The organism is Capnocytophaga sp. oral taxon 863 str. F0517, from assembly GCF_000466425.1.
GTDB lineage: Bacteria > Bacteroidota > Bacteroidia > Flavobacteriales > Flavobacteriaceae > Capnocytophaga.
The window spans coordinates 86,019-107,180 of sequence record NZ_KE992083.1; the positions used below are offsets into that span (position 1 = coordinate 86,019).

General features: G+C 44.8%; 21 protein-coding genes and 1 pseudogene. 15 read left to right on the forward strand and 7 right to left on the reverse strand.

Annotated elements, in window-relative coordinates; translation table 11 throughout:
* Window positions 1-54 precede the first annotated feature (54 nt).
* Complete coding sequence (locus HMPREF1551_RS00410; protein ID WP_021626999.1) at window positions 55-1,611, forward strand: glycine--tRNA ligase; 1,557 nt, start codon at window positions 55-57, stop codon at window positions 1,609-1,611.
* Here HMPREF1551_RS00410 and HMPREF1551_RS00415 read toward each other — a convergent pair.
* The 7 genes and pseudogenes from HMPREF1551_RS00415 to HMPREF1551_RS00445 form a co-directional block, all read right to left on the reverse strand.
* Window positions 1,583-3,322: a 1-deoxy-D-xylulose-5-phosphate synthase gene (locus HMPREF1551_RS00415; RefSeq protein WP_021627000.1), complete on the reverse strand. Its 1,740-nt coding sequence runs from the start codon at window positions 3,320-3,322 to the stop codon at window positions 1,583-1,585. The genes HMPREF1551_RS00410 and HMPREF1551_RS00415 overlap by 29 nt on opposite strands.
* 4 nt (window positions 3,323-3,326) lie before the next feature.
* Window positions 3,327-3,737 (reverse strand): Holliday junction resolvase RuvX, encoded by a 411-nt coding sequence (ruvX, locus tag HMPREF1551_RS00420; RefSeq protein WP_034543962.1) that lies wholly within the window; start codon window positions 3,735-3,737, stop codon window positions 3,327-3,329.
* A gap of 29 nt (window positions 3,738-3,766) precedes the next feature.
* Window positions 3,767-4,387: a 4'-phosphopantetheinyl transferase superfamily protein gene (locus tag HMPREF1551_RS00425; protein WP_021627002.1), complete on the reverse strand. Its 621-nt coding sequence runs from the start codon at window positions 4,385-4,387 to the stop codon at window positions 3,767-3,769.
* Window positions 4,388-5,497, reverse strand: a complete 1,110-nt coding sequence (folK, locus tag HMPREF1551_RS00430; protein ID WP_021627003.1) for a 2-amino-4-hydroxy-6-hydroxymethyldihydropteridine diphosphokinase — start codon at window positions 5,495-5,497, stop codon at window positions 4,388-4,390.
* A 24-nt stretch (window positions 5,498-5,521) separates the two neighbouring features.
* Window positions 5,522-5,878, reverse strand: a pseudogene (locus HMPREF1551_RS14460) (four helix bundle protein).
* 87 nt (window positions 5,879-5,965) lie between these two features.
* Window positions 5,966-6,628: a hypothetical protein gene (locus HMPREF1551_RS00440; protein WP_021627005.1), complete on the reverse strand. Its 663-nt coding sequence runs from the start codon at window positions 6,626-6,628 to the stop codon at window positions 5,966-5,968.
* A 74-nt stretch (window positions 6,629-6,702) separates the two neighbouring features.
* Window positions 6,703-7,101 carry a lipocalin family protein gene (locus tag HMPREF1551_RS00445; protein ID WP_021627006.1) on the reverse strand — a complete coding sequence of 133 codons (399 nt, stop codon included), beginning with the start codon at window positions 7,099-7,101 and terminating at the stop codon, window positions 6,703-6,705.
* A gap of 114 nt (window positions 7,102-7,215) precedes the next feature.
* Between HMPREF1551_RS00445 and HMPREF1551_RS00450 the strand changes: the two genes are divergently transcribed.
* The 14 genes from HMPREF1551_RS00450 (at window position 7,216) to HMPREF1551_RS00515 (ending at window position 21,161) form a co-directional block, all read left to right on the forward strand.
* A complete protein-coding gene (locus tag HMPREF1551_RS00450) occupies window positions 7,216-7,971 on the forward strand; it encodes a Rossmann-like and DUF2520 domain-containing protein (protein WP_021627007.1) in 756 nt (251 codons plus the stop codon).
* The gene (locus HMPREF1551_RS00455) at window positions 7,961-8,488 is read left to right on the forward strand and encodes a KdsC family phosphatase (protein ID WP_021627008.1); all 528 of its coding nucleotides are present in this window, start codon (window positions 7,961-7,963) and stop codon (window positions 8,486-8,488) included. The genes HMPREF1551_RS00450 and HMPREF1551_RS00455 overlap by 11 nt, the downstream gene beginning before the upstream one ends.
* Window positions 8,489-8,542: 54 nt before the next feature.
* Complete coding sequence (locus HMPREF1551_RS00460; RefSeq protein WP_021627009.1) at window positions 8,543-9,385, forward strand: aminotransferase class IV; 843 nt, start codon at window positions 8,543-8,545, stop codon at window positions 9,383-9,385.
* 18 nt (window positions 9,386-9,403) lie between these two features.
* The gene (locus HMPREF1551_RS00465; RefSeq protein WP_021627010.1) at window positions 9,404-11,062 is read left to right on the forward strand and encodes an Ig-like domain-containing protein; all 1,659 of its coding nucleotides are present in this window, start codon (window positions 9,404-9,406) and stop codon (window positions 11,060-11,062) included.
* Window positions 11,059-12,426, forward strand: coding sequence for an MATE family efflux transporter (locus tag HMPREF1551_RS00470; protein ID WP_021627011.1), 1,368 nt, complete (start codon window positions 11,059-11,061; stop codon window positions 12,424-12,426). The genes HMPREF1551_RS00465 and HMPREF1551_RS00470 overlap by 4 nt, the downstream gene beginning before the upstream one ends.
* Window positions 12,427-12,438: 12 nt before the next feature.
* Window positions 12,439-13,290, forward strand: a complete 852-nt coding sequence (gene yhdJ / locus HMPREF1551_RS00475; protein WP_021627012.1) for an adenine-specific DNA-methyltransferase — start codon at window positions 12,439-12,441, stop codon at window positions 13,288-13,290.
* Window positions 13,291-13,295: 5 nt separating this feature from the next.
* Window positions 13,296-14,426: a hypothetical protein gene (locus HMPREF1551_RS14110; protein ID WP_021627013.1), complete on the forward strand. Its 1,131-nt coding sequence runs from the start codon at window positions 13,296-13,298 to the stop codon at window positions 14,424-14,426.
* Window positions 14,410-14,637, forward strand: coding sequence for a hypothetical protein (locus HMPREF1551_RS00485; protein WP_021627014.1), 228 nt, complete (start codon window positions 14,410-14,412; stop codon window positions 14,635-14,637). Before HMPREF1551_RS14110 ends, HMPREF1551_RS00485 begins: the two co-directional genes overlap by 17 nt.
* Complete coding sequence (locus tag HMPREF1551_RS00490; protein WP_021627015.1) at window positions 14,630-15,202, forward strand: phosphatase PAP2 family protein; 573 nt, start codon at window positions 14,630-14,632, stop codon at window positions 15,200-15,202. The genes HMPREF1551_RS00485 and HMPREF1551_RS00490 overlap by 8 nt, the downstream gene beginning before the upstream one ends.
* A 129-nt stretch (window positions 15,203-15,331) precedes the next feature.
* On the forward strand, window positions 15,332-16,606 hold the full coding sequence (locus tag HMPREF1551_RS00495) for an SPFH domain-containing protein (RefSeq protein ID WP_021627016.1): 1,275 nt from the start codon (window positions 15,332-15,334) through the stop codon (window positions 16,604-16,606).
* An 18-nt stretch (window positions 16,607-16,624) separates the two neighbouring features.
* Window positions 16,625-17,335, forward strand: coding sequence for a hypothetical protein (locus HMPREF1551_RS00500; RefSeq protein ID WP_021627017.1), 711 nt, complete (start codon window positions 16,625-16,627; stop codon window positions 17,333-17,335).
* Between the two features lie 9 nt (window positions 17,336-17,344).
* Window positions 17,345-19,207, forward strand: coding sequence for a hypothetical protein (locus tag HMPREF1551_RS00505; RefSeq protein WP_021627018.1), 1,863 nt, complete (start codon window positions 17,345-17,347; stop codon window positions 19,205-19,207).
* A gap of 13 nt (window positions 19,208-19,220) precedes the next feature.
* Window positions 19,221-20,141, forward strand: coding sequence for a hypothetical protein (locus tag HMPREF1551_RS00510; RefSeq protein WP_021627019.1), 921 nt, complete (start codon window positions 19,221-19,223; stop codon window positions 20,139-20,141).
* Between the two features lie 3 nt (window positions 20,142-20,144).
* Window positions 20,145-21,161 carry a hypothetical protein gene (locus HMPREF1551_RS00515; protein WP_021627020.1) on the forward strand — a complete coding sequence of 339 codons (1,017 nt, stop codon included), beginning with the start codon at window positions 20,145-20,147 and terminating at the stop codon, window positions 21,159-21,161.
* Window position 21,162 lies beyond the last annotated feature (1 nt).

The following is a 21,162-nucleotide window of genomic DNA, read 5'->3' on the forward strand; positions in this document are numbered from 1 at the left end:
AAGCATAGAACTAACGATATTTTTTACTATTTTTGCACTCATTAATTCAGAACTATGGCAAATCAAGAAGACATTTTCAAGAAAGTAATCTCCCACGCCAAGGAATATGGTTATATTTTTCCTTCTAGCGAAATCTATGACGGACTTAGTGCCGTGTACGATTACGCTCAGAATGGTGTGGAACTAAAGAAGAACCTCCGCGAATACTGGTGGAAGGCAATGGTACAGCTCCATGAGAACATTGTAGGGATAGATGCTGCGATCTTCATGCACCCCACCACTTGGAAGGCCTCCGGACACGTGGATGCCTTCAATGACCCCCTTATTGACAACAAGGATTCTAAAAAGCGTTACCGTGCCGATACTTTGGTAGAGGACTATGTAGCGAAAATAGAAGATAAGATAGAAAAAGAAGTCTCCAAAGCCCAAAAACGCTTCGGGGAGGCCTTTGACAAGGAACAATTCCTCGCCACCAATCCCAAAGTTATTGAATACAAAGAACGTGCGGAAGCTATCCTTCACCGATTGGGCAAATCCCTTGAGCGGGAAGATTTGGCCGATGTAAAAGCGCTTATCGAAGAATTAGAAATTGTCTGCCCTATCTCCGGCACCAAGAACTGGACTGAGGTAAAGCAGTTCAACCTGATGTTCGGCACCAAGCTCGGGGCTACCTCCGAAGGAGCCATGGACTTATACCTACGTCCGGAGACCGCCCAAGGGATCTTTGTCAATTTCTCCAATGTACAGAAGACAGGGCGTATGAAGATTCCTTTTGGGATTGCGCAGACAGGAAAGGCGTTCCGCAACGAGATCGTAGCACGCCAATTTATCTTCCGCATGCGTGAGTTCGAACAGATGGAGATGCAGTTCTTTATCAAGCCTGGTACCCAACAAGAATGGTACGAACACTGGAAAAAGACCCGCCTCAATTGGCACCTTTCCTTGGGCTTAGGAGCTGAAAACTACCGCTTCCATGACCATGAGAAATTGGCACACTATGCCGATGCTGCTTGTGATATAGAGTTCCGCTTTCCATTTGGGTTCAAGGAATTAGAAGGTATTCACTCTCGTACTGATTTTGACTTGGGCAACCATGAGAAGTATTCAGGTAAGAAGCTACAATACTTTGACCCTGATGAGAATAGAAGCTATGTACCTTATGTATTAGAGACCTCAGTAGGGCTTGACCGCTTGTTCTTGGCTATCTTCTCCCACAGCTTACAAGAGGAAACGCTTGAGGGCGGGGAAACTCGTACCGTATTGCGCTTGCCTTTTGTACTTGCTCCTACCAAAGTGGCGATACTACCTTTGCTCAAGAAGGATGAACTTCCTGAACTTGCCTTGCAGATCTTCAACGACCTGAAATTTGACTTCAATGTAGCCTATGATGAGAAAGATGCCATCGGTCGTCGTTATCGCAGACAAGATGCCGTTGGTACCCCTTTCTGTATCACTGTGGATCACCAGTCCAAAGAAGATAACACCGTAACCCTACGTCATCGCGATACGATGGAGCAACAACGTGTTCCTATCTCTTCCCTTAGAGAACTCATTCTCAAGGAAGTAGATATGAACCAATGGCTTAGAAAGCTTCGTCTAGAAAATGAGTAAGACCGGTAAAAGCCCGCTGTAAGGCGAGCGAACCGTGTTCTACAAAGACATCGGCTATGGCCACGATTTTGATCGGAAGGCTATAGCCTTTTTCTTTGGCAAAAACGACGACACTCTCACCAAATCCTCCTATCTTACAGCCTTCCTCTACAGTTATAATCGCTTCATATTGGTTCATTACCTGGTGTAACAAGGCTTCATCTAAGGGCTTAATCCATCGCATATCGTAATGAGAAAAAACCTCAGCCTTAGGGTGTTGTTCTATCTCTTGGGCTACCTCATCGGCTATGGTACCCACCGAGAGCACCGCATAGCGCGTACCTTTGCGGAGCTGTACGCCTGTTTTTTCTATCTTTTCGTAAGGAAATTGCCAAGAAGTGAGCCGCCCATAACCACGAGGGTAGCGTATAGCCAGCGCCTTATCTTGCTCTGGGAGCTGGGCGGTATAGAGCATATTGCGCAATTCTACCTCATTGCGAGGTGCGGCAATCTCTATATGAGGAATACAGCGCAGGTAGGCTATATCAAACACCCCCTGATGGGTAGCACCGTCCTCCCCTACCAGACCTGCCCTATCGATACAGAAAATCACTTTGAGCTGTTGGAGCGCCACATCATGAATGAGTTGATCATAGCCTCTTTGCAAGAAAGTTGAGTAAATCACTAAAAAAGGTAACAATCCCTGAGTAGCCAATCCGGCAGCAAAGGTAACGGCATGCTCTTCAGCGATGCCTACATCAAAGGTACGAGCGGGGAATTGTTGTTGCATATAGTGGAGCGAACTACCTGTTACCATGGCTGGAGTAATGCCCACTATAGCCTTGTTCTCAGCGGCCAACTCACAGAGGGTACGCCCAAAAACATCCTGAAACTTCGTTTGTTGCCTCTGTTGTGGCAGGAGCATCCCTGTGGCGGGGTCGAATTTGCCTGGGGCATGAAAAAGCGTTTGCCGCTCTTCTGCCTTTTGGTAGCCCTTGCCCTTGGTAGTACGAATATGTACCAATTGTACGCCAAAGAAATCCCTTGCCTGCGTAAGTACCGGAAGCAACTCCTCGAAGGAGTGTCCGTCATAGCTACCCAAATACTCTATTTGTAAGTCCGTAAAGAAGCTCCCCTTATCGGCTCCTTTAGCCAAGCGCTCCAAGTAATAACGAAAAGCACCTGTGGAGGGGTCTATCCCTATTTGGTTATCATTGAGCACCACCAGCATATTGACCTTGCTATCCCCCATTTGGTTCAGTGCCTCCCAGGCCATCCCATTAACAAAGGAAGCATCCCCAATAACAGCCACATGCTTGCGTGAGAAATTCTCCTGAAGCACTGCTGCAGTAGCCATCCCCAGTACAGCCGATAGTGAAGTACCCGCATGACCTGTACCGAAAGGATCGAATTCGCTCTCTTGGCGCTTAGGGAAGCCCGAAAGTCCCCCCCATTGGCGGTTGGTAGCAAAGCGTTCGCGCCTGCCGGTGAGGAGCTTATGAGGGTAGGCCTGGTGCCCCACGTCAAAAACCAATAGATCCTCAGGGGTATTGAACACATAGTGCAGTGCAATGGTCAGCTCCACCACGCCCAAGCCTGCCCCCAAATGGCCTTCTTTGGTAGCTACTTCATTAATGATAAAATGGCGCAACTCCCCCGCCAGCTGCCTAAGCTCAGCGAGAGAGAAGTGGCGGATGTCCGCAGGGGTATATACTTGTTCGAGTAAAGTCATTTTCTTATGATAAAGAACTCAAATAATCTTGTAGGATAAGGGTCGCACTGATCTTATCCAAGAGTGCTTTGTCCTGTCGTTTTTTCTTCTTAGTACCACTCTCCACCAGGATATGAGAGGCTATTTTGGAAGTAAAGCGTTCATCATAACGGGAGATGTGAATCTCAGGGAGTTTCTCTTGGAGCCTTTCGATAAAGGTCGTTATGGCCGCTTCACTTTCGGAGAGTTCGCCCGAGGTCTGTTTAGGCAGACCTACAATAATCCGTTCTACCGATTCACTTTGGCAGTACTGGTGGAGAAAATCCAATAGCTCGCTGGCCTCCACTGTTGTCAAGGGCGAGGCAATCAGTTTGAGTTCGTCTGTTACCGCAATACCACAACGCTTGGTACCATAGTCTATTGCAAGAATACGCATTTTTGAGTTTTTAATTTTGAGTTGTTTTTTCATTGTTCACTTACCACCGTCCAAATATACCCCTCCCCAAAGAAGCTCTGTGTCTCGTACGCCTTATCGCCTTCGGGGTGGATGATAAGGGCTTGTTGGCAAGGGGCGAGAGCTTGGTAATGAGGTATTTGCAAATCCTCATAGAAGCGTACTGAGGACAGGTCGGCAATCTTATAGAGCGCTTCCTTGATCGTCCATAGTTGGGTATAGGCCTGTATCTGGGTAGGCTCGTCCATATCGAGGGGGGCTTGCCAAGGGGTGAAGCGGGGGGCAAGGCGAAGGATACGGGGAGTACAGCACTCTATGTCTATCCCTATGGGGCGCGGGCTTAGGGCAATCATCACAAAGTCATGGCTGTGGGTAATAGAGATACATGCCCCTTCAAGCTGTGGCTTGCCCTCAGGGGTATAGGAAAGAGCCGTGGTAGGCAGTTGTGCCTGTTGCAACAAATGGCGAATAGCCAAGAACTCCCGCTGCTTCTTCTGGCTGTGGATGGTCGTCATCCGCTCTTCCTCCCCCTGGGAGAGGGTGAGGCCAGCGCTAAGCTGCGCCACCGTCTCAGTGAGTTGCCATGTATAAACATGGGCATCGGCTATATGGAGTTGCTGGAAAAAGGGCATCTACTTCGTAATTAGGGCAGTGATAAACTCGTAATCGGCTTCATTATTTACAAAATCCATATAGGATACGTCTATAAAAAGAGTATGCAACGAGGGATTATGCTGTAAAAAGGACAGATAACTCTGCTCGATACGTTCCAAATAGGATTTAGAGATAGGCGATTCGAAATTTCTCCCTCTTTTTTGTATATTTTTCAGCAATATATCGGTATGTTGGTGTAGGTAAATATACAAATCAGGCTTTATCATTCGCTCAAAAAGCAGATAGAACAGCTCTTCATAGAGGGTATATTCCTTCTTAGGAAGTGTCTCTTGGGCAAAGATGAGCGATTTGGAAAAAGCGTAATCGGCTACCAAAAGGGGATGTTCGTTCAGGGTAAGGGTCTGCTGGAGTTGCTTATAGCGGTCTTTAAGAAAATTGAGTTCGGTGGCCAAAGCATAGCGCTGTGGCTGCTTATAGAAGTCCTCCAAAAAAGGGTTGGTGGCAAACTCCTCCAAAAGCAATTGGCCTGAAAAGTCTTCCGCCAAGCGGGTGGCCAAGGAGGTCTTCCCAGCACCTATATTCCCCTCTATGGTAATATAGCGATAGGGAATGGTAGCCTTTTTTACAGGCAAGGCAAAGTCCTGTTTTACTAGGGTAAGGGAAGCTGTATCAGGGCAGGCTTCAAGGAGTTGGGTTATCGTCTTCCCTTTGACTGGATCTACAAAATTGGGAGCTATATCGGCCAAGGGTTGTAAGACAAAGCGCCTTGAGGCCAACTGTGGGTGAGGTACGCAGAGCGTATCGGTTTGTACGACCTTATCCGCATAGTAGAGGATGTCAATATCCAAAGTACGTGCCTTATAACCTGCCGAGGGCTGAGTGGAACGCACGCGACCCAAGTGGGCTTCTATGGCGTGTAGTTTGGGAAGGAGCACCTCCAAAGGCAGGTCGGTATGGAGTTCCACACAGATATTATAGAAAGGCTCCGAGCTAAACCCCCAAGCTGGGGATTCATATAGGGGGGATAACCTTACCACCTCCCCTACTTCACGATGCAGGAGGAAGAGCGCATGCTGGAGGTACTGTGCTCTATTACCGAGATTACTACCCAATGAGAGAGAGACCATATTCTAATGACTAATGACCAATGACTAATGACTAATATTTTTTACTGTTTTGATACTTGTCGTAAGTATTTTGATAATTTCTACAGCATCTGCTGACAGACTATCATATTCTGTTTGTGTTATGTACTCTGTTTGCAGAAGAAGTTCTAATCAATAGAGTGTTTCATTGAGTTCCTTTCGTGCAATTCCCATTTTATGAGCAAAATTTGCCTTACTCTCTGAATATTCTGCTTCACAAACCATTGCTCCAACAGAGGTTCCACTACGAAGTACCTGTTTAGAAAGTACATATTCTGTTTTTTGTTCACATAGATATTTATATAGCTTCACAATCCTAACGGCAAAAGCAAAACTCTTTGCTTTTAAAATATCTTCTTTCATCTTTTATTATCTTATTAGTAATTAGTCACCCATGATTGGTCATTGGTCATTGGTTATTGGTTATTGGTCTCCCGTCATTTGTCATTATCACTTGTCTTTTACAATCACAAAGCGGGCTTTGTAGCCGGTGAGCAGCGCCCAGGTTTGGTTGATAAGTACTTGATTCTGATCATCTATAACACGGAACTCGGCGGTATTCGGTCCATAAAGTCCTTGATTGAGTGCCTTGATCTCTATTTTATTAAAGCCTACTTTCAGGGGAATGTGTAGCCGCTGGAAGTCGCCTCGTAAGTATACATTGTTCACCACCAACTCATCATTGAGGTATATATCCACGATATCCCCATCTACATCGGCATAGTCACGACAGAAGATACCCACAGCATCGGCGGTGCTATTGAACTCACCATAGGACTTATCACCCCTGAGGGCAGAAAGGTCTTGCTCTTTTTCCAGCTTTAGGTCTGTTTGATATTTAGGCAGGGTAATCTCCTTTTGGGCATATTGCTTGCGGTATTGACCTGTGAAATCCACGCCCCTGTCTTCTGATAAAAAGGATGGAGCTGGGTGTTGCTTTTGGTAATTCTTCAGCCAAGAGGACACCTCGGAGCTTTTCTCCTCCGCTCCTTTAGGTTGCAAGGGTGCCTCTTCCTTAGGACTGAGGAACAGTTTCCCCGAAGAAAACTTCTCTGGCTGCCCATACAGCCAAGTAGTAGCTACTAAAAAAAGGGTAAGAAATAGTGTTTTCATACCCTAATAAAAGCAAAAATCATACCAAAATAGTGACTAATGACTAACGACTAGTGACTAATACTAATCACTTGTCACTTGTCACTTGTCATTCTGATGAGTTTTACTTTAGAAACGAGTTTCTGTCCTCGGATCTCTGCTTCATCGGTGATAGTGAGCGTATCCCCTTTGATTTGGTAGTGACTGCGTTCTATACGCTTGAGTTCGTTGGTTACCTTGATACTGTCAGAGGTGGCCACATAGGCAAGGCTGGAGATATTCTCCTTACAGTTGTCAAAGGCTACAAAAGAATGGTAGGTGATTGAATCCTTTCCAAAGCTAAGATAGGTTTTCTGGGTACAATCGTCCAAGGGCTGTGTCTTCCCATTTACTGTGATAGTTCCGATTTTCCAATTTCCCTCAAGGGAGGCATTCTTTTTAGAACAAGCACCCATTAGTGCTAAAACGGCCGCAAGGCCTACAAGTTTTCTCATGAATGTAATTTTAAGCGCAAAAATACAGCTTTTTTGTGAGCTGACCTAAAAAAATAAGATAAATCTTTTGAGGTGTCGCAAAAATATAGTACTTTTGGCATTTGTTTGCTATCTATGAAGAAAGTAGTCCTTTTAGGAGGGGGTAATGTGGCCTATCATTTAGCACGACAGCTAATGAATGACCCACAATATCGGCTTATACAGCTATACAATCGCAGCTTGCTAAGTGCTGATTTTGAATCAATTAACGTAGAGAAAACCACTCAGCTGGATGCCTTGCTTCCTGCTGATATTTATATTCTTTCAGTCAAAGACGATGCCATAGCTACTCTTTGCGAGCAGCTCCCTTTCCAGGGGCAATTGGTGGTGCATACCTCCGGCAGTGTCCCCATGCAGGCGCTAAGCCCCAAGCAACGACGTGGGGTCTTTTATCCCTTACAATCCTTCTCCAAGGCACAAGCGGTGGATTTCTCGAAAGTTCCTTTCTGCTTAGAAACGGAAGAGGCTACTGATTATGAGCTTTTGGAAGGCTTAGCCAAGGTGTTTTCTCCCAAGTATTATGCCATAGATAGCTTGCAACGGCAGTACCTACATGTAGCCGCTGTGTTTCTGAACAATTTTACCAACCACCTGTGGTACCTTAGCCAGCAGCTTTGTGACCGTGAGAAAATTCCCTTTGAACTACTACGCCCACTATTGGAGGAGACCTACCGCAAAGGCCAAGAACTTTCTTTCTTCGAAGGACAAACAGGGCCTGCCAAAAGGGGGGACAGAACAGTGATAGCAAAACATTTAGCCTTGCTACAAGGTATAGAAAAAGACATTTACAGAGATATATCAACCTCTATAATAGCAACTTATGGAAAATAAAAATTACAAAGAATTATTGAAGGATATTACCACTTTTATCTTTGATATAGATGGTGTCCTTACCCAGTGCCAGGTATTGGTGCAGAATGATGGAGACCTGCTGCGTTCGTTCAATGTAAAAGATGGCTATGCCATTAAGCAGGCTATCAATCAGGGCTACCGTATTGCCATCATCACCGGAGGGAACAACATAGGTACCCGCCGAAGATTCGAGCAGTTGGGTGTAACCGACATCTATATGGCCAATCACCTCAAGATAGAACCGCTGAAGGAGTATATGGACAAGTACAAGCTACGCCCTGAAGAGATTCTCTACATGGGGGACGACATTCCCGATGTGGCGCCTATGAAGCGTGTAGGTCTGCCTACCTGCCCACAAGATGCCGTAGCAGAAGTGAAGGCCGTAGCCCGATATATCTCCCACCTTGGGGGTGGACAAGGCTGCGTGAGGGAGATCATAGAACAGGTAATGAAGGTACAAGGCAAGTGGCTCACCGAGCTAACTGAAAAGCTATAGGAGAAGCCAAAAATAATCCGTAACTTTGTCCCCCCTTTAATATAACTGTAACGAATGATCAACTATAACGGAGAAATACAACAAACCTCCCCTGCTCTTTCTGCCAAAAATCGTGGCTTTCTCTACGGTGATGGCGTTTTTGATGTCGTAAAATATGTAGAAGGCTCCCTCTTTTTCTGGGAAGAACACTACCTGCGCCTGATGGCTACCATGCGTATTGCTCGTATGGAAATTCCGGCCAACTTCACCATGGAGTTCCTCGAGGCTGAAATCAAAAAGACCATACAGGCCAATGCACTCTCGGCCAAGCCGGTGCTGGTACGCACCACTATCACCCGTCGAGAAGGGGGTGGTTATACCCCCCAAAGTGCAGAGGTGAATTATTGCATGGATATAGAGGGCATCACCTCTCCCTTCTATCAGAACTTGCGTATTCCCTATGAGGTGGAGCTGTTCAAGGATTATTACACTCAGGCCGACTTGCTCTCCACGCTCAATATTACCAACCGTATGCTCCAGATTGTCGGAAGCGTATTTGCCCAAGAGAATGACTATCAGAACTGTATCCTGATGAATACACAGAAGAATGTGGTGAGCTTCCTCAATGGTAACCTTTTTTTAGTTTTCGGCAATCAAGTAGTGACCCCTCCCCTATCGGAAGGTGCCCCCAATGGGATTACCCGCAAAAAACTCATAGAAGCTATAGGAAAGGCCGATGGCTTCACCATAGAGGAACGCCCCGTCTCACCTTTTGAACTGCAAAAGGCCGATGAACTGTTCCTGACCAATACCCGGCAAGGCATACAGTCGGTGAGCAAATATCGCAAAAAAGAATATGCCAATACCGTAGCTACCCAGCTATTAGGCAAACTCAATACTGCGGTACACTTGGGATAAATTTAGGATAAAAAATTTATGAGAAAAATATATCTTTATCTGCTCGGTGGTGTGCTGCTCCTCCTATGGGTGGCTTGTGCACGCGTAGGCTCCCCTACAGGGGGCGAACAGGACAAGATCCCTCCCAAAGTAGTAAGAACCATTCCTCCCAACGAGTCGGTGAACTTCTCCGGCAATCGTATTCGTATCTATTTTGATGAGTTTATCACGCTCAAGGACGTGCGCAAGCAGCTAATCATCTCCCCTCCCCTGGCTTATTTTCCAGAAATTACCCCTTCGGGAAATGCCTCTAAGTATATCAATATTAAGATATTGGATACGCTAAAGCCTCATACTACCTATACGCTCAACTTTGGTAGAAGCATACAGGACAACAACGAGGGGAACCCCTTGAGTTTCTATATCTATACCTTTTCCACCGGAAATACTATTGATTCGCTGACTCTTAAGGGAAATATCAAGGATGCGTTCTTGCCCAAAGGTGACCATTTTGTCAATGTGATGCTCTACGAGTTGGGCGAGAAATTTTCTGATTCTATTGTCTACAAACAGAGACCTACCTATGTAGTCAATACCTTGGACAGCCTCTCCTCCTTTGAGCTTACCCACCTGAAGGCTGGAAAATATAAGTTAGTAGCGATGAAGGATAAAGACAACAACTATCTCTTTGATCCTAAGACCGACAAGATTGGCTTTCACGCTACCCCTATTACCATTCCTAACGACAGTACTTACACCCTTTCCCTATTCAAGGAAGTACCTCATACAAAAGCCTCTCGCCCCTTCCTCTCAGGTGAGCAGCGTATCAGTATCGGCTATCAAGGAGAGAAAGACAGTATCCATATACAGCCACTGCCTCCCTATCCAGCCGATTGGAAATATGTTATAGAAAAGGAACCCGCCAAGGATACCCTATGGCTGTGGTACCACCCCAAAGTGGAGGATTCCCTCAGGCTTATCGTAAAAACACCTCATACCTCCGATACGACCAAGGTGAGTATGCGAAAAATAAAACCTGAAAAATGGAAGCTCACCCCGGAGTTCAAGGGCATTTCCCCTACCGAAGAAGAAATCATCTTGGCCTCCAATATGCCAATCCATGCTTTTGACAAAGAAGCTATCAAGTTTATGATGGCTAAGGACAGTACCGAAGTGGGGTTTGAGCCTGTCTTTACACCCAATACCTCCCAAATTTCCTTCAAGGTGAAGGTAAAAGAAGGAGAAAAATACCTCTTCAAGGCCTTTAGCGCCTTTGAGAACTTCTTCGGACAGAAGAGTGATACCCTTCAGGAGTCTTTTTCAGCCAAGAAAGCAGAGGATTTCGGGGCACTTAAGCTCACCTTTAAGGATAGTGTCCCCCTGCCTTTTATCATCGAACTTACTGATAAGGAGGCCAAAAAAGTGCTCTATGAGCAGTATGTGGAACAGTCCAGTCCCTCCTATAGCTTTCCTTTTCTCAAGGCTGGCAACTATCGCCTGCGCGTGATAGAAGACCACAACGGAAACAAAAAATGGGATACTGGAAACTTCCTCAGACACCTCCAACCGGAACCCATTCGCTATTTTGCCAAAGAAATAGAACTCCGTGCCAACTGGGAAGTCGCGCAAGATATCACCTTCGAGCCTCCGTTGGAAGAAAACCCCTCCAAACCTGAAGAAAAAACTGTGAAAAAATGAAACAATATATTAACGAATTTGGTTATAACCTGCGCTTGGCGCTGCCTATCATTCTTTCCATGCTGGGACATACCTTAGTGGGTGTGATAGATACAGCCATGGTGGGCAAGGTAGGCACCTTGGAACTGGCTGCGGCCTCCTTGGGCAACAGCTATGTCTTCCTACTGATGTCCTTTGGCATTGGTTTTTCCACTGTAATTACAACCCTTACCGCCGAAGCTGTCAAGAAGAATGACGCTGCCCAAACCAAGTCCATACTCACTCATGGCTTGCTGACCCATACCATCTTGGGCTTGCTTATCTTCGCGGGGCTTTTCCTTTCCGAACCCCTGATGCGCTACACCCAACAGAAGGAAGAGGTAATTGCCTTGGCCGTACCTTATGTACACTTGGTGGCTGTCTCTATCATTCCCATGATGTTTTTTCAGGCACTCAAGCAATTTGCGGATGGCTTTTCCATTACTCAATATTCACTCTATGTGACCATAGCGGCCAACCTGCTCAACATCTTCCTGAACTACCTCTTCATCTATGGAAGTTGGGGCTGCCCCCGTATGGGGGTATTAGGAGCGGCAGTAGGCACCTTGGCCTCTCGTGTGGCAATGCCTATTTTGCTTTGGCTGATCCTCTACAAAGATACTCGCCTAACCCAATACATGACAGGCCTTATCCCTAAGATAGACGGAGGGATGCTCCGCAAATTCGTCCATATAGGGGTTCCCTCTGGCCTCCAAGTGGTCTTCGAAGCTGGGGTCTTTATCGCTGCCACTTGGATCAGTGGAGTGTTGGGAGAGATCTATCAGGCTGCTAACCAAATTGCCTTGAGTATCGCTACCCTAACCTTTATGATTGCCAATGGAATGAGCGTGGTGGCCATGATACGGGTGGGCAACTACAAGGGGTTGGAGGATTATGTCTCTTTACGCCGTGTGGCTATCTCTATTTTCCTCTTTATCCTCTTCACTCAGTTTGTCTTAGGTGGGCTCATGGGGCTATTACGCTACCAACTACCTGAACTATTCTTGGACACCGATAAGCTCAGCACAGCCACCAACATAGGTTTAGTGATAGAAGAATCGGCTCATCTGCTACTGATCGCTGCCCTCTTCCAAATCGTAGATGGTCTCCAAACGGTCGCTTTAGGTGCTCTTCGTGGCTTGCAAGATGCCAAAGTACCTATGCTCCTTTCCTTTGTAGCCTACTGGGTGATCGCCTTTCCTATTTGCTATTACTTAGGACTACACACCCCTTTGAAGACCACAGGTATCTGGATAGGACTCCTTATAGGGCTGGCTTTTTCGGCATTGTTACAAACTGCCCGCTTTTTGCTGCTCTCCAGTAGGCTTTTGAAAAATCATCACTAAAGACCTATAATTATGGAAATACTTGGAAACGAAACACATAAGATAATTTGGGGAGATGTAATTGAGGGATTGCACAGCCTACCCGATGCCTCTGTGGATCTCATCTTTGCCGATCCTCCCTATAATATAGGTAAGAATTTTAGTGGGAAAATGGACAAGTGGGAAAACGAAGATAGTTACCTTGAGTGGTGCTACCGATGGCTTGACTTATGTCTTAGAAAATTAAAACCTACTGGGAGTTTTTATGTGATGACCGCTACACAATTTATGCCTTTTTTTGACATCTTTCTAAGAGATAAGCTAACCATTCTCTCTCGTATCGTTTGGTCATATGATAGCTCTGGTGTACAAGCTAAAAAATACTATGGCTCCATGTACGAACCCATTTTATTCGGAGTTAAGAATAAAAATAATTATACATTCAATGCCCAAGAAATACTCGTAGAAGCCAAAACAGGTGCCAAAAGAAAACTCATTGACTATAGAAAAGCAGTTCCTACGGTATATAACTCCGAAAAAGTTCCTGGCAATGTATGGGATTTCCCTCGCGTTCGTTACCGAATGGAAGAGTATGAAAACCACCCTACTCAGAAACCAACCATTTTATTAGAACGGATTATCAGAGCTAGTTCTAATGAGGGCGACATTGTTCTAGATCCCTTTTCAGGGAGTTTTACCACTTGTTATGTTGCAAAAGTCCTCAAAAGAAAGTCTATCGGAATAGAACTCCAAGAAGAATATATAAAAATAGGACTCAGGCGCCTGTCTCTATCTGAGGAATTTAAAGGAGAAAAAATAGAAAAAGAAAAAAAATCTTTCCAGAGAAAACAACAAAACTTAGTATATCAGCCTACTTTATTTTAAGTGTTATGAGATTTGATTTTTCAACAATTATTCAAGATATTTTACAAAAGAGTTATGGAGATGAGGCTACCTCCCTATTTGAAAAGAGCTTACTCCTACAATATCTTAATCTAAAAACACGTTCGGCTAACAAAGATTCTAAGTCTCGTTCAAGTTTTGCCAACCTATATGCCATTTATGTAATAGTTGAAGATTATATGTATCATGGCTTCGATAAAAAAGGAAACTATGCCGCCTACGAGGGTGCTTTATATAAAGATCTCATTGAGCGTCAGCAAAATCTTCCTTTCGGAAAAACACTCCAGAACCATGCCCTAAATAACCGTATGAACGCTGAGTTTCAAAAATTCTTTCCTACAGCCCCTTATATTCCTATCTTAAGAAATTTAGAGACCAAACGCTATTGGTTTAATGAAAATTTATTAAAAATTACCCTCAAAGATAAAGAAATTAATATTGCATATACGATCATAGAGGTTATCAATGCGTATATTAAGGCTAAACAATATTCTTTTAAGGTGTTTTTTGAAGCTCTTGAAGAACTACAAACCAACAATAGTGCTATAGAAGATAAAAAAGCATTTGTTAAAAGCCTATTGATATGCAGTACCGATGCTCGCTTGTTTGAAATTGTAAGTTATGCCATTTTAAAATACTATTACAGCAATCAGACTATCTTTTGGGGGTATACAAAAGAAAATCTCACAGAAGATACTCTGAAATTATACAAAACAGGAAAAACAAATGCCAATGATGGAGGAATAGACTTTGTTATGAGACCTTTGGGTAGATTCTTCCAAGTAACAGAGAGTCTTGATTTCAAAAAATATTTCTTAGACATAGATAAAATACAAAAATACCCCATAAGTTTTGTCATCAAATCTGATGAACCTATCGAAACTATTACAAGAAAAATTAGAGAAAATGCAAAAAAAGCATTTGCAATAGAATCCATTATAGAAAAATACATGTCTTGCATTGAAGAAATTATAAATATACCTATGCTAACTGTATTTTTCGACGAAATTGTCGAAAAAGAACTATTTAATGACTTGCTCGATGAGATTTGCAAACAAAGCAAATATGAATTTAACTATATTGAAAATATAAATAACGATTATGGCATCATTTCCTAAATTTTTGCTCGGTGATAACACAGATTATCCCGACGCTATTTTCATCATTCATACGGAGTTTCCTCGCTTTATCCTCAACCTTGCCGACGATGAGGTAGAATGGCTGGAGGAGTTTGACAAGGAGGACGAAGAAGAACTTGCCGCATCCGCCGAGGGACTTATCCAGGAGGCAACCACCTTCTATGACCGAGAAATAAGCCGCTATGAATAGCTTTATAGAAACCCTCAATAGCCTTGACCAAGAGATGATTCTCTTCCTCAATGGCTTAGGCACGCCCCTATGGGACGGATTTTGGCTGGTAATCACCAACAAATGGACTGCTATTCCTCTGTACGGCTGGCTATGCTGGGCATGTTATAGGCAGTACACCCTCAGGCAATTCCTCTGTATCTTGCTCTGCGTAGCGGTGATGATTGCCCTCACTGACCAGCTCTCCAACCTCTTCAAGGTACAGTTCCACCGATTGCGCCCTTGTCATAACCCCTTGATTAATGAACAATTGCGCTTTACCCATTGTGGGGGACAGTTTGGCTATTTCTCTGCCCATGCGGCCAATAGTTTTGCCTTAGCTGCTTTCTTAGGGCAAGTACTGAAGCCTCGCTACCCTAAGCTGCTCTTGTGGTTGCTATCATGGGCGGCCGTGGTCTCCTATAGCCGTATCTACTTAGGGGTACATTATCCTTTTGATGTACTCACAGGCCTATGTATAGGCCTCCTTTTCGGATATAGCATATACTTTTTCTTCAAGAAAGTAATACTCAAGAAGGTAAAATAATCACCTATCGATTTCTTTTTCAATTATTTATATAATTTAAAAAGAATACAAATAATTCTTTCAAAAATCAATATTTTTTCTTAACTTTGCCTATATTATTTTCTATAGGTTTTATAATAACTTATTTTTATGGCAATAATAGACTTAGTTAGTTGGTCTCCCCAGGGAGTCAAAACGATATATGCTTGGCGATTTCCTGAAACAAACTTATCCACTTTCACTCAGTTAATTGTTCAGGAATCTCAAGAAGCTGTGCTCTTCTCCAAGGGGCAAGTCGTTGGTAAATTCGGCCCAGGCAAGCATACGCTTAATACGGAAAACCTCCCCATCCTTAGGAGCTTGTATGGAATCCCCTTCGGTGGAAAAAATCCTTTTACGGCCGAGGTGTGGTTCGTGAACAAGATTCAATCCTTCAGCATCGATTGGTCTGTAAACCAGATGGCTATTCACGATCCTGATTACAACACACATCTGCCAATAACTGCTGCGGGGCGCTATGGATTGAAGGTCAATGAGGCCGAAAAGTTCCTCATCAAGGTGGTGGGAACCAAAAACCAATTTACCCAAGATGACCTTTCGGAGCAGTTCTTCGGAGAGTTCGCCACCAAAACCAAATCCCAAATAGCCCAATATGTCCTCAAGCATCGCGTAGGATATAAGTATCTATCGGCTTACTTGGACGAGCTCTCTGGCTATCTGAAGAATATTCTCAATCCTTTTTGGGACAACTTAGGGCTGGAACTCCTTCAGTTCAACATTACTTCTATTGATATTGATAAAAGTACCGAAGAAGGGCGCAAGGTGGCCGAGGCCATCGCTACCCAGGCTTCTATGTCCATCACTGGGCACACTTGGCAACAAGAACAGATGTTCAACACGGCCAACAATGCTATCGGTGGCTTTGGCAATGGCAATGGAGGACTTCTCGGAGGCCTTATGGCTATGAATATGATGGGCGGAATGGGTGGCCAAGGTGGTGTTGGCGGCGGTATGATGCAACCTCAGTACAACCAGCCTACCTTCCAGGGACAAGCAGGCAACGCTAATTTCCAAGGACAGGGAGGTGCTCAGGAACAAGAACAAGTCAAGATGGTCTATTGTTCCAACTGTGCTAAGAAATTCCCCAGCACGGCTCGTTTCTGTCCACACTGTGGTGATCCTTACAATCCTTGTCCTAAGTGTGGTACCGACAATGACCTCTCGGCCAAGCGCTGTGTGAGTTGTGGCACGCCGCTCCAGCAAAGTAACAGCACTTGTCCGCACTGCAATGCGCCCCTACCCGAAGGTGCTACCTTCTGTGGCAACTGTGGCAAGCAAGTTCAGTCCAGTGACTCCTGTAGCCGCTGTGGTACTCCCCTACCGCCTCATGTGAAGTTCTGCCCTAAGTGTGGTAACAAACGATAATTTTACTAATTACTATATATGGATACCAAAAAAATATACTCCCTCTTAGCCTTGTTCATCGGGCAGGCTATCCTTGTGAGTGCTTTTATCATATTTGCCGCTCATTGGGAAACCAGTATCTTGGTACTGAATATTTTGGTTGCTTCCCTTGTATATGGCTTATGCTTTGCCCAAATAGCCCTACCCTGGGTACACCTCTCGGATCCTTCCCAAAAGCAGCTCGGCGCTTTAGGCCTTCGTTGGGCAGCGGTGAGCCTATACGCCATAGCCGCTATAGGCGTGATGCTCTTGGCCAACCTCTTTTTCCTATGGTCTTTCCTGCTACAGCTATTGGTACAAGGAGGACTTATCGCACTGCTTTTGCTTAGTGCAGTAGGTGCCTTATCTGCCGCTGGCAAGGTGGCCGAAGTAGATGCCCAACAAGCCCAACAGCAAGAAGGGCTCTCCTTGATAAGAAAAGAGGCACAGCACCTGAAAAATCTCTCCCAAGAGATAAGTAACCTACCCGAACCCTTGGTAAAGCGTATCGCTACCCTTGAGGAAAATATGCGTTTCCTCTCCCCTGCCAATACCCCTGAAGCCCATGAGGTAGAAAGGCGCTTTGTACAAACCGCTACGGATCTCTCTCGTGCAATTCCCAATCACCAAATAGACAAAGATCGGGTGGAGGAGTTACTCAAAAAACTCGAACGATTATTCCAAGAAAGAAAAAATCTATATTCAAACTAAAAAACGTATATGACAGGTAAAATTTTCCCTGAATCGAATAATATCTACCAGGATCAAGCCAAGATATTATTCAATTATTACAGCCAAGCGGCCGAAAAAATTGTAGCCGAAGAGGAACGTATCGAAAAAGAAATCGCCATCTTAGAAGAAGAAAAAGCCGCCCTACAGCAGAAAATTGCAGGTCTTTGGGTGTGGTTCTTGACCATTGTACTCTTCTTCGTCTATTTCATCAAGAAGAATGCCTTAGAGAAGGAAATCGCTCAGAAGGATGAGCGCATCGACGAGTTTCAGAAACAGCACAAAGAGATCTTCCGTGACTATAAGGTAAGCAAGCTGGGCGTGGCTTATGTCCCTGTAGCCGACCAAATTAAGTATGAAGATAAGAGCTTCATTGTGGATTATACCGGCCGTGTAGCCGAGTCCGAAGTAACCCTACAGGTGCCTCGCCAAAACGACTTGTTGATCGAAACCATTGGCACCCTCGATGGCCTCTCCATGGAAGCTCCTATTGTGGAGACCTCAGCCGATACCGAAACCATCGAAACCGATGCCTATTCTACCTCCCTACAGCAGCTTAACCAATATGACTACTTTGGCAAATTGGAACGTTCCCTCAGAACGATTTCCTATTGTATGGATGAGCTAGATACTTCCTCTGTATCCCTCCCCTTGGTGGGCGACAAGAGTGAGTACTTACAACAACTGAACGAGTTCACCACCGATAACATTCCACAAGAGGCACCTGTTATCGAGGTATTCAACAAGGAGAAATACACGCATAGTATCAATAAATTTCAGGAAATCAACAAGCTTAAGGATTCACTATCCAACAAAACCCAACAGTTCGAGGAAGTCCTCAAAAGCCTGATGATGACCATGGCCAACTCCGTTCAGGCTATCTCTGCCCTGAAGGTTGCCTCCACTGATAAGGTGATCAACGAATCCAACAGAGTTCTATACCAAATCCTCAAGTCCCCTTATAATCACTACTCCCCCATACTCGAACATGAGGAGATTGAGCGTATTCGCCAAGAGAAGTTCGACTATAGCGAATCCGTACAAGGATACCGCCCTTTCCAGCTCAAGCCCAGCTCTCGTATGTACTATAACCTGCTTACCGGTATGTGGACTGCCGAAGATGGTAGCACCACCCATATGCCCTTCGGTGTACACCAAATCTATGAGGAGATTGTCGCCCCTGTGGTACAGAACCTTATGCAGGAAAACCGCTTAGACCGCCTTAAAATATACAACCATATCAAAGACCAGAAAATCAGCTACCTGAATAAGTGGCATCAAGATGTAGATGCTTTCTATAGAGCGAGCCGTGCCGAAAGTTCCGATATTATCAACCTCATGCAGGAGAGCCTTCGAGAGTATGTAGCCTCCTACAATGCCTTGGCAAGCCTCCAAAAAACAGAAGATAGCATGGTGATGGCCGAGGAAAAGAACTTAGATACCACTATCGTTAATGTAAGTGATAATTCTGCGGATACGATTGCTGCCTTTGCCTTAAAATCACAAGAATTTGCCAAGGTTCAGACCGATTTCGAGGATTATATGGAGCGCCTCAAGGAAGACATCGACCTTAAAGCTGAAAAGTTTGGCCATATAGAATTCTACGATGCCAAGTTGCGCGATGGGCATTCGAACGAAATTGCAGTAGCTACCGATCAGGTTCGTTTCCTTGACGAACGTCGTAAGCCGCTTGCCTTAGTCAATCCGCTATTTGCTAAGACCTCCCAGCTTCCTCCCGTCCCTAAGGTGGAAGATATTACCTTCGAACACATCTCTCTGAACCTGCCTGCCATCGCTAAAAATGCCTTGGAAAACCTAAAGGAATCACAAGATAACAAAGCTACTAACGCCTAAAAATGCTAAATATATGGCACATATCGATTGTATTTTAGATACCGAGCCTATGGCTCAGGAGATGTCCTCCATCTCCAACCATATCAAGGGTACCACTGCCGCTGTTGTAGCTATGCAGACTGCCGTCGTTTTAGCAGAACAAAAGGCTGCCGATCAGGTTTGCTCGAACGTCAATAAGGGTTTCTATGCCATGATGCGTTCCCAAATCTCTCAGAAGATCGCTACCCTACGGAGCAAAGTGGATTCCTACCTCATGCAGCTCAACGTACAACAAAAACAACTCTTGGCTATCCGTAGTCGCATGGAGCGTGATTACAATAGGATCTCCGGCCGCTACCTCAAGCTGTTCAATGGCCTCAACCAAAACCTTCGCCAGCGCATTTTCGAGCTGGATAAGCCAACTATTGATTTTGCTGTTCGCGAACTCGAACGAGTTTCCAACAGATCCAAATACCTGACCGCTACCGTCCCCCTCTCACAAGTGGAATCCTTGGCTGATAGCCAAAAAATATTGGCTTCCAATATGAAATACCGAGGCGCTAAGGTGATCGAATCCATGAGCCGTTTCCTATCGACCTCCCTTGAGCAGAAAAAACTCACCAACAAGGTGCTCCTTGCCGATAGCCATGCCCAGACAGAATCCTTGGCGATTCCTGTCCTTATCAGCGAGTGCAATTTTGATAAGTTCAACACCAAAAACTTAGATATCTTTATCTGCGAACCCCTGCTGAGTGCCCCTGCACAAGCGGCTGTACGCAATACCTTAGGCCAACAGCTCGACACCCTCTCATGGGAAAAACCTTCACAGACAGACCAAGAGGTAAAAAGCGAATTTAGCAAGCTCCTCTCTGCCTCCTCTGCCTCAGAGCGAGTAAAAGATACGGCCCTTAAGCTATTTGAGAAAAATACTTTTCAAACCATTAAAAACCAATAGCTTATGAGTTACAAAAGAAATTTTTCAAAAAAGATAACCCTCCATTATTCAGGCTCTGCAAGCGTTCCTGCTGGTCAAACAAGTGTAAACTATAGCGGCTCTGTAAGTGATACTGTATATATAACCATAGAGGTAGATACAGATTCCTTTGATAAAGGGGTTCACACCTGCAAGAGTGCGGTCAATGGACTGACCTCCTCGGTAGCGGCTACTGAAGCAGCACAGATTGCCGCTATCAACCAAAATGCTGAAAAGGTAGGAAGTACGATCATCAGTGGCTTTTTCAATACCATCCGATTGGAAATCGACCAACAGATCATGGAGCTGAACTCCCGTATCGAGGCTACCTTCCTACATCTACAAGAGCTGAAAAAACGTTGCTTTGAGAAACAAAAACAGATGGAACGGGATTACCAAAGTATCGCAGGGCGCTACTTGAAAATCTTTGAAGACCTCAATCATGAATTGGCCAATCGCATTCAACTATTGGATAAGCCTGCCTTTCTCTTCAAAGAACAATGTGACCAGCAACAGAGCCGTACCATGGAGAACGACCTGGCCACTACCGTTACAGTTTTCGGTCGCGAAGAGGCAGCCCTACAAGCGCAGATCAGTGCTTCCCTTACCAAAAAACGTGCCCTTGAAACAATCGGAAAAGCCAATACCTTCCTCCTTAAACAAAAACAATTGGAAGAGACCATTGATAAAAATATGCTTAAGGAGCAAGCCCAAGGTACCCGATATGCTCCCGTTTGTTTTATAGAAACCCAAAGCGCTAAAAATGAGTTAGATAAAGAGGTATTTCCCTGCGAGCTGCTCTGCGAACAGGATCCAAAGGAACTCCTTTCTGGTTTCCAAGAGAAGGCCTGGAGCAACCTCCCTCAGGAGGAAAGTAACCAGATAAGCCGTTTCTTCAATGCGGAACTCAACCAAAAATATACCCAAGGGGATACACACACCACCCGTGTCAGAGAGCGTATTCTCAAACTACTCAATTTCAATCATATTAAAAGTCTATAAT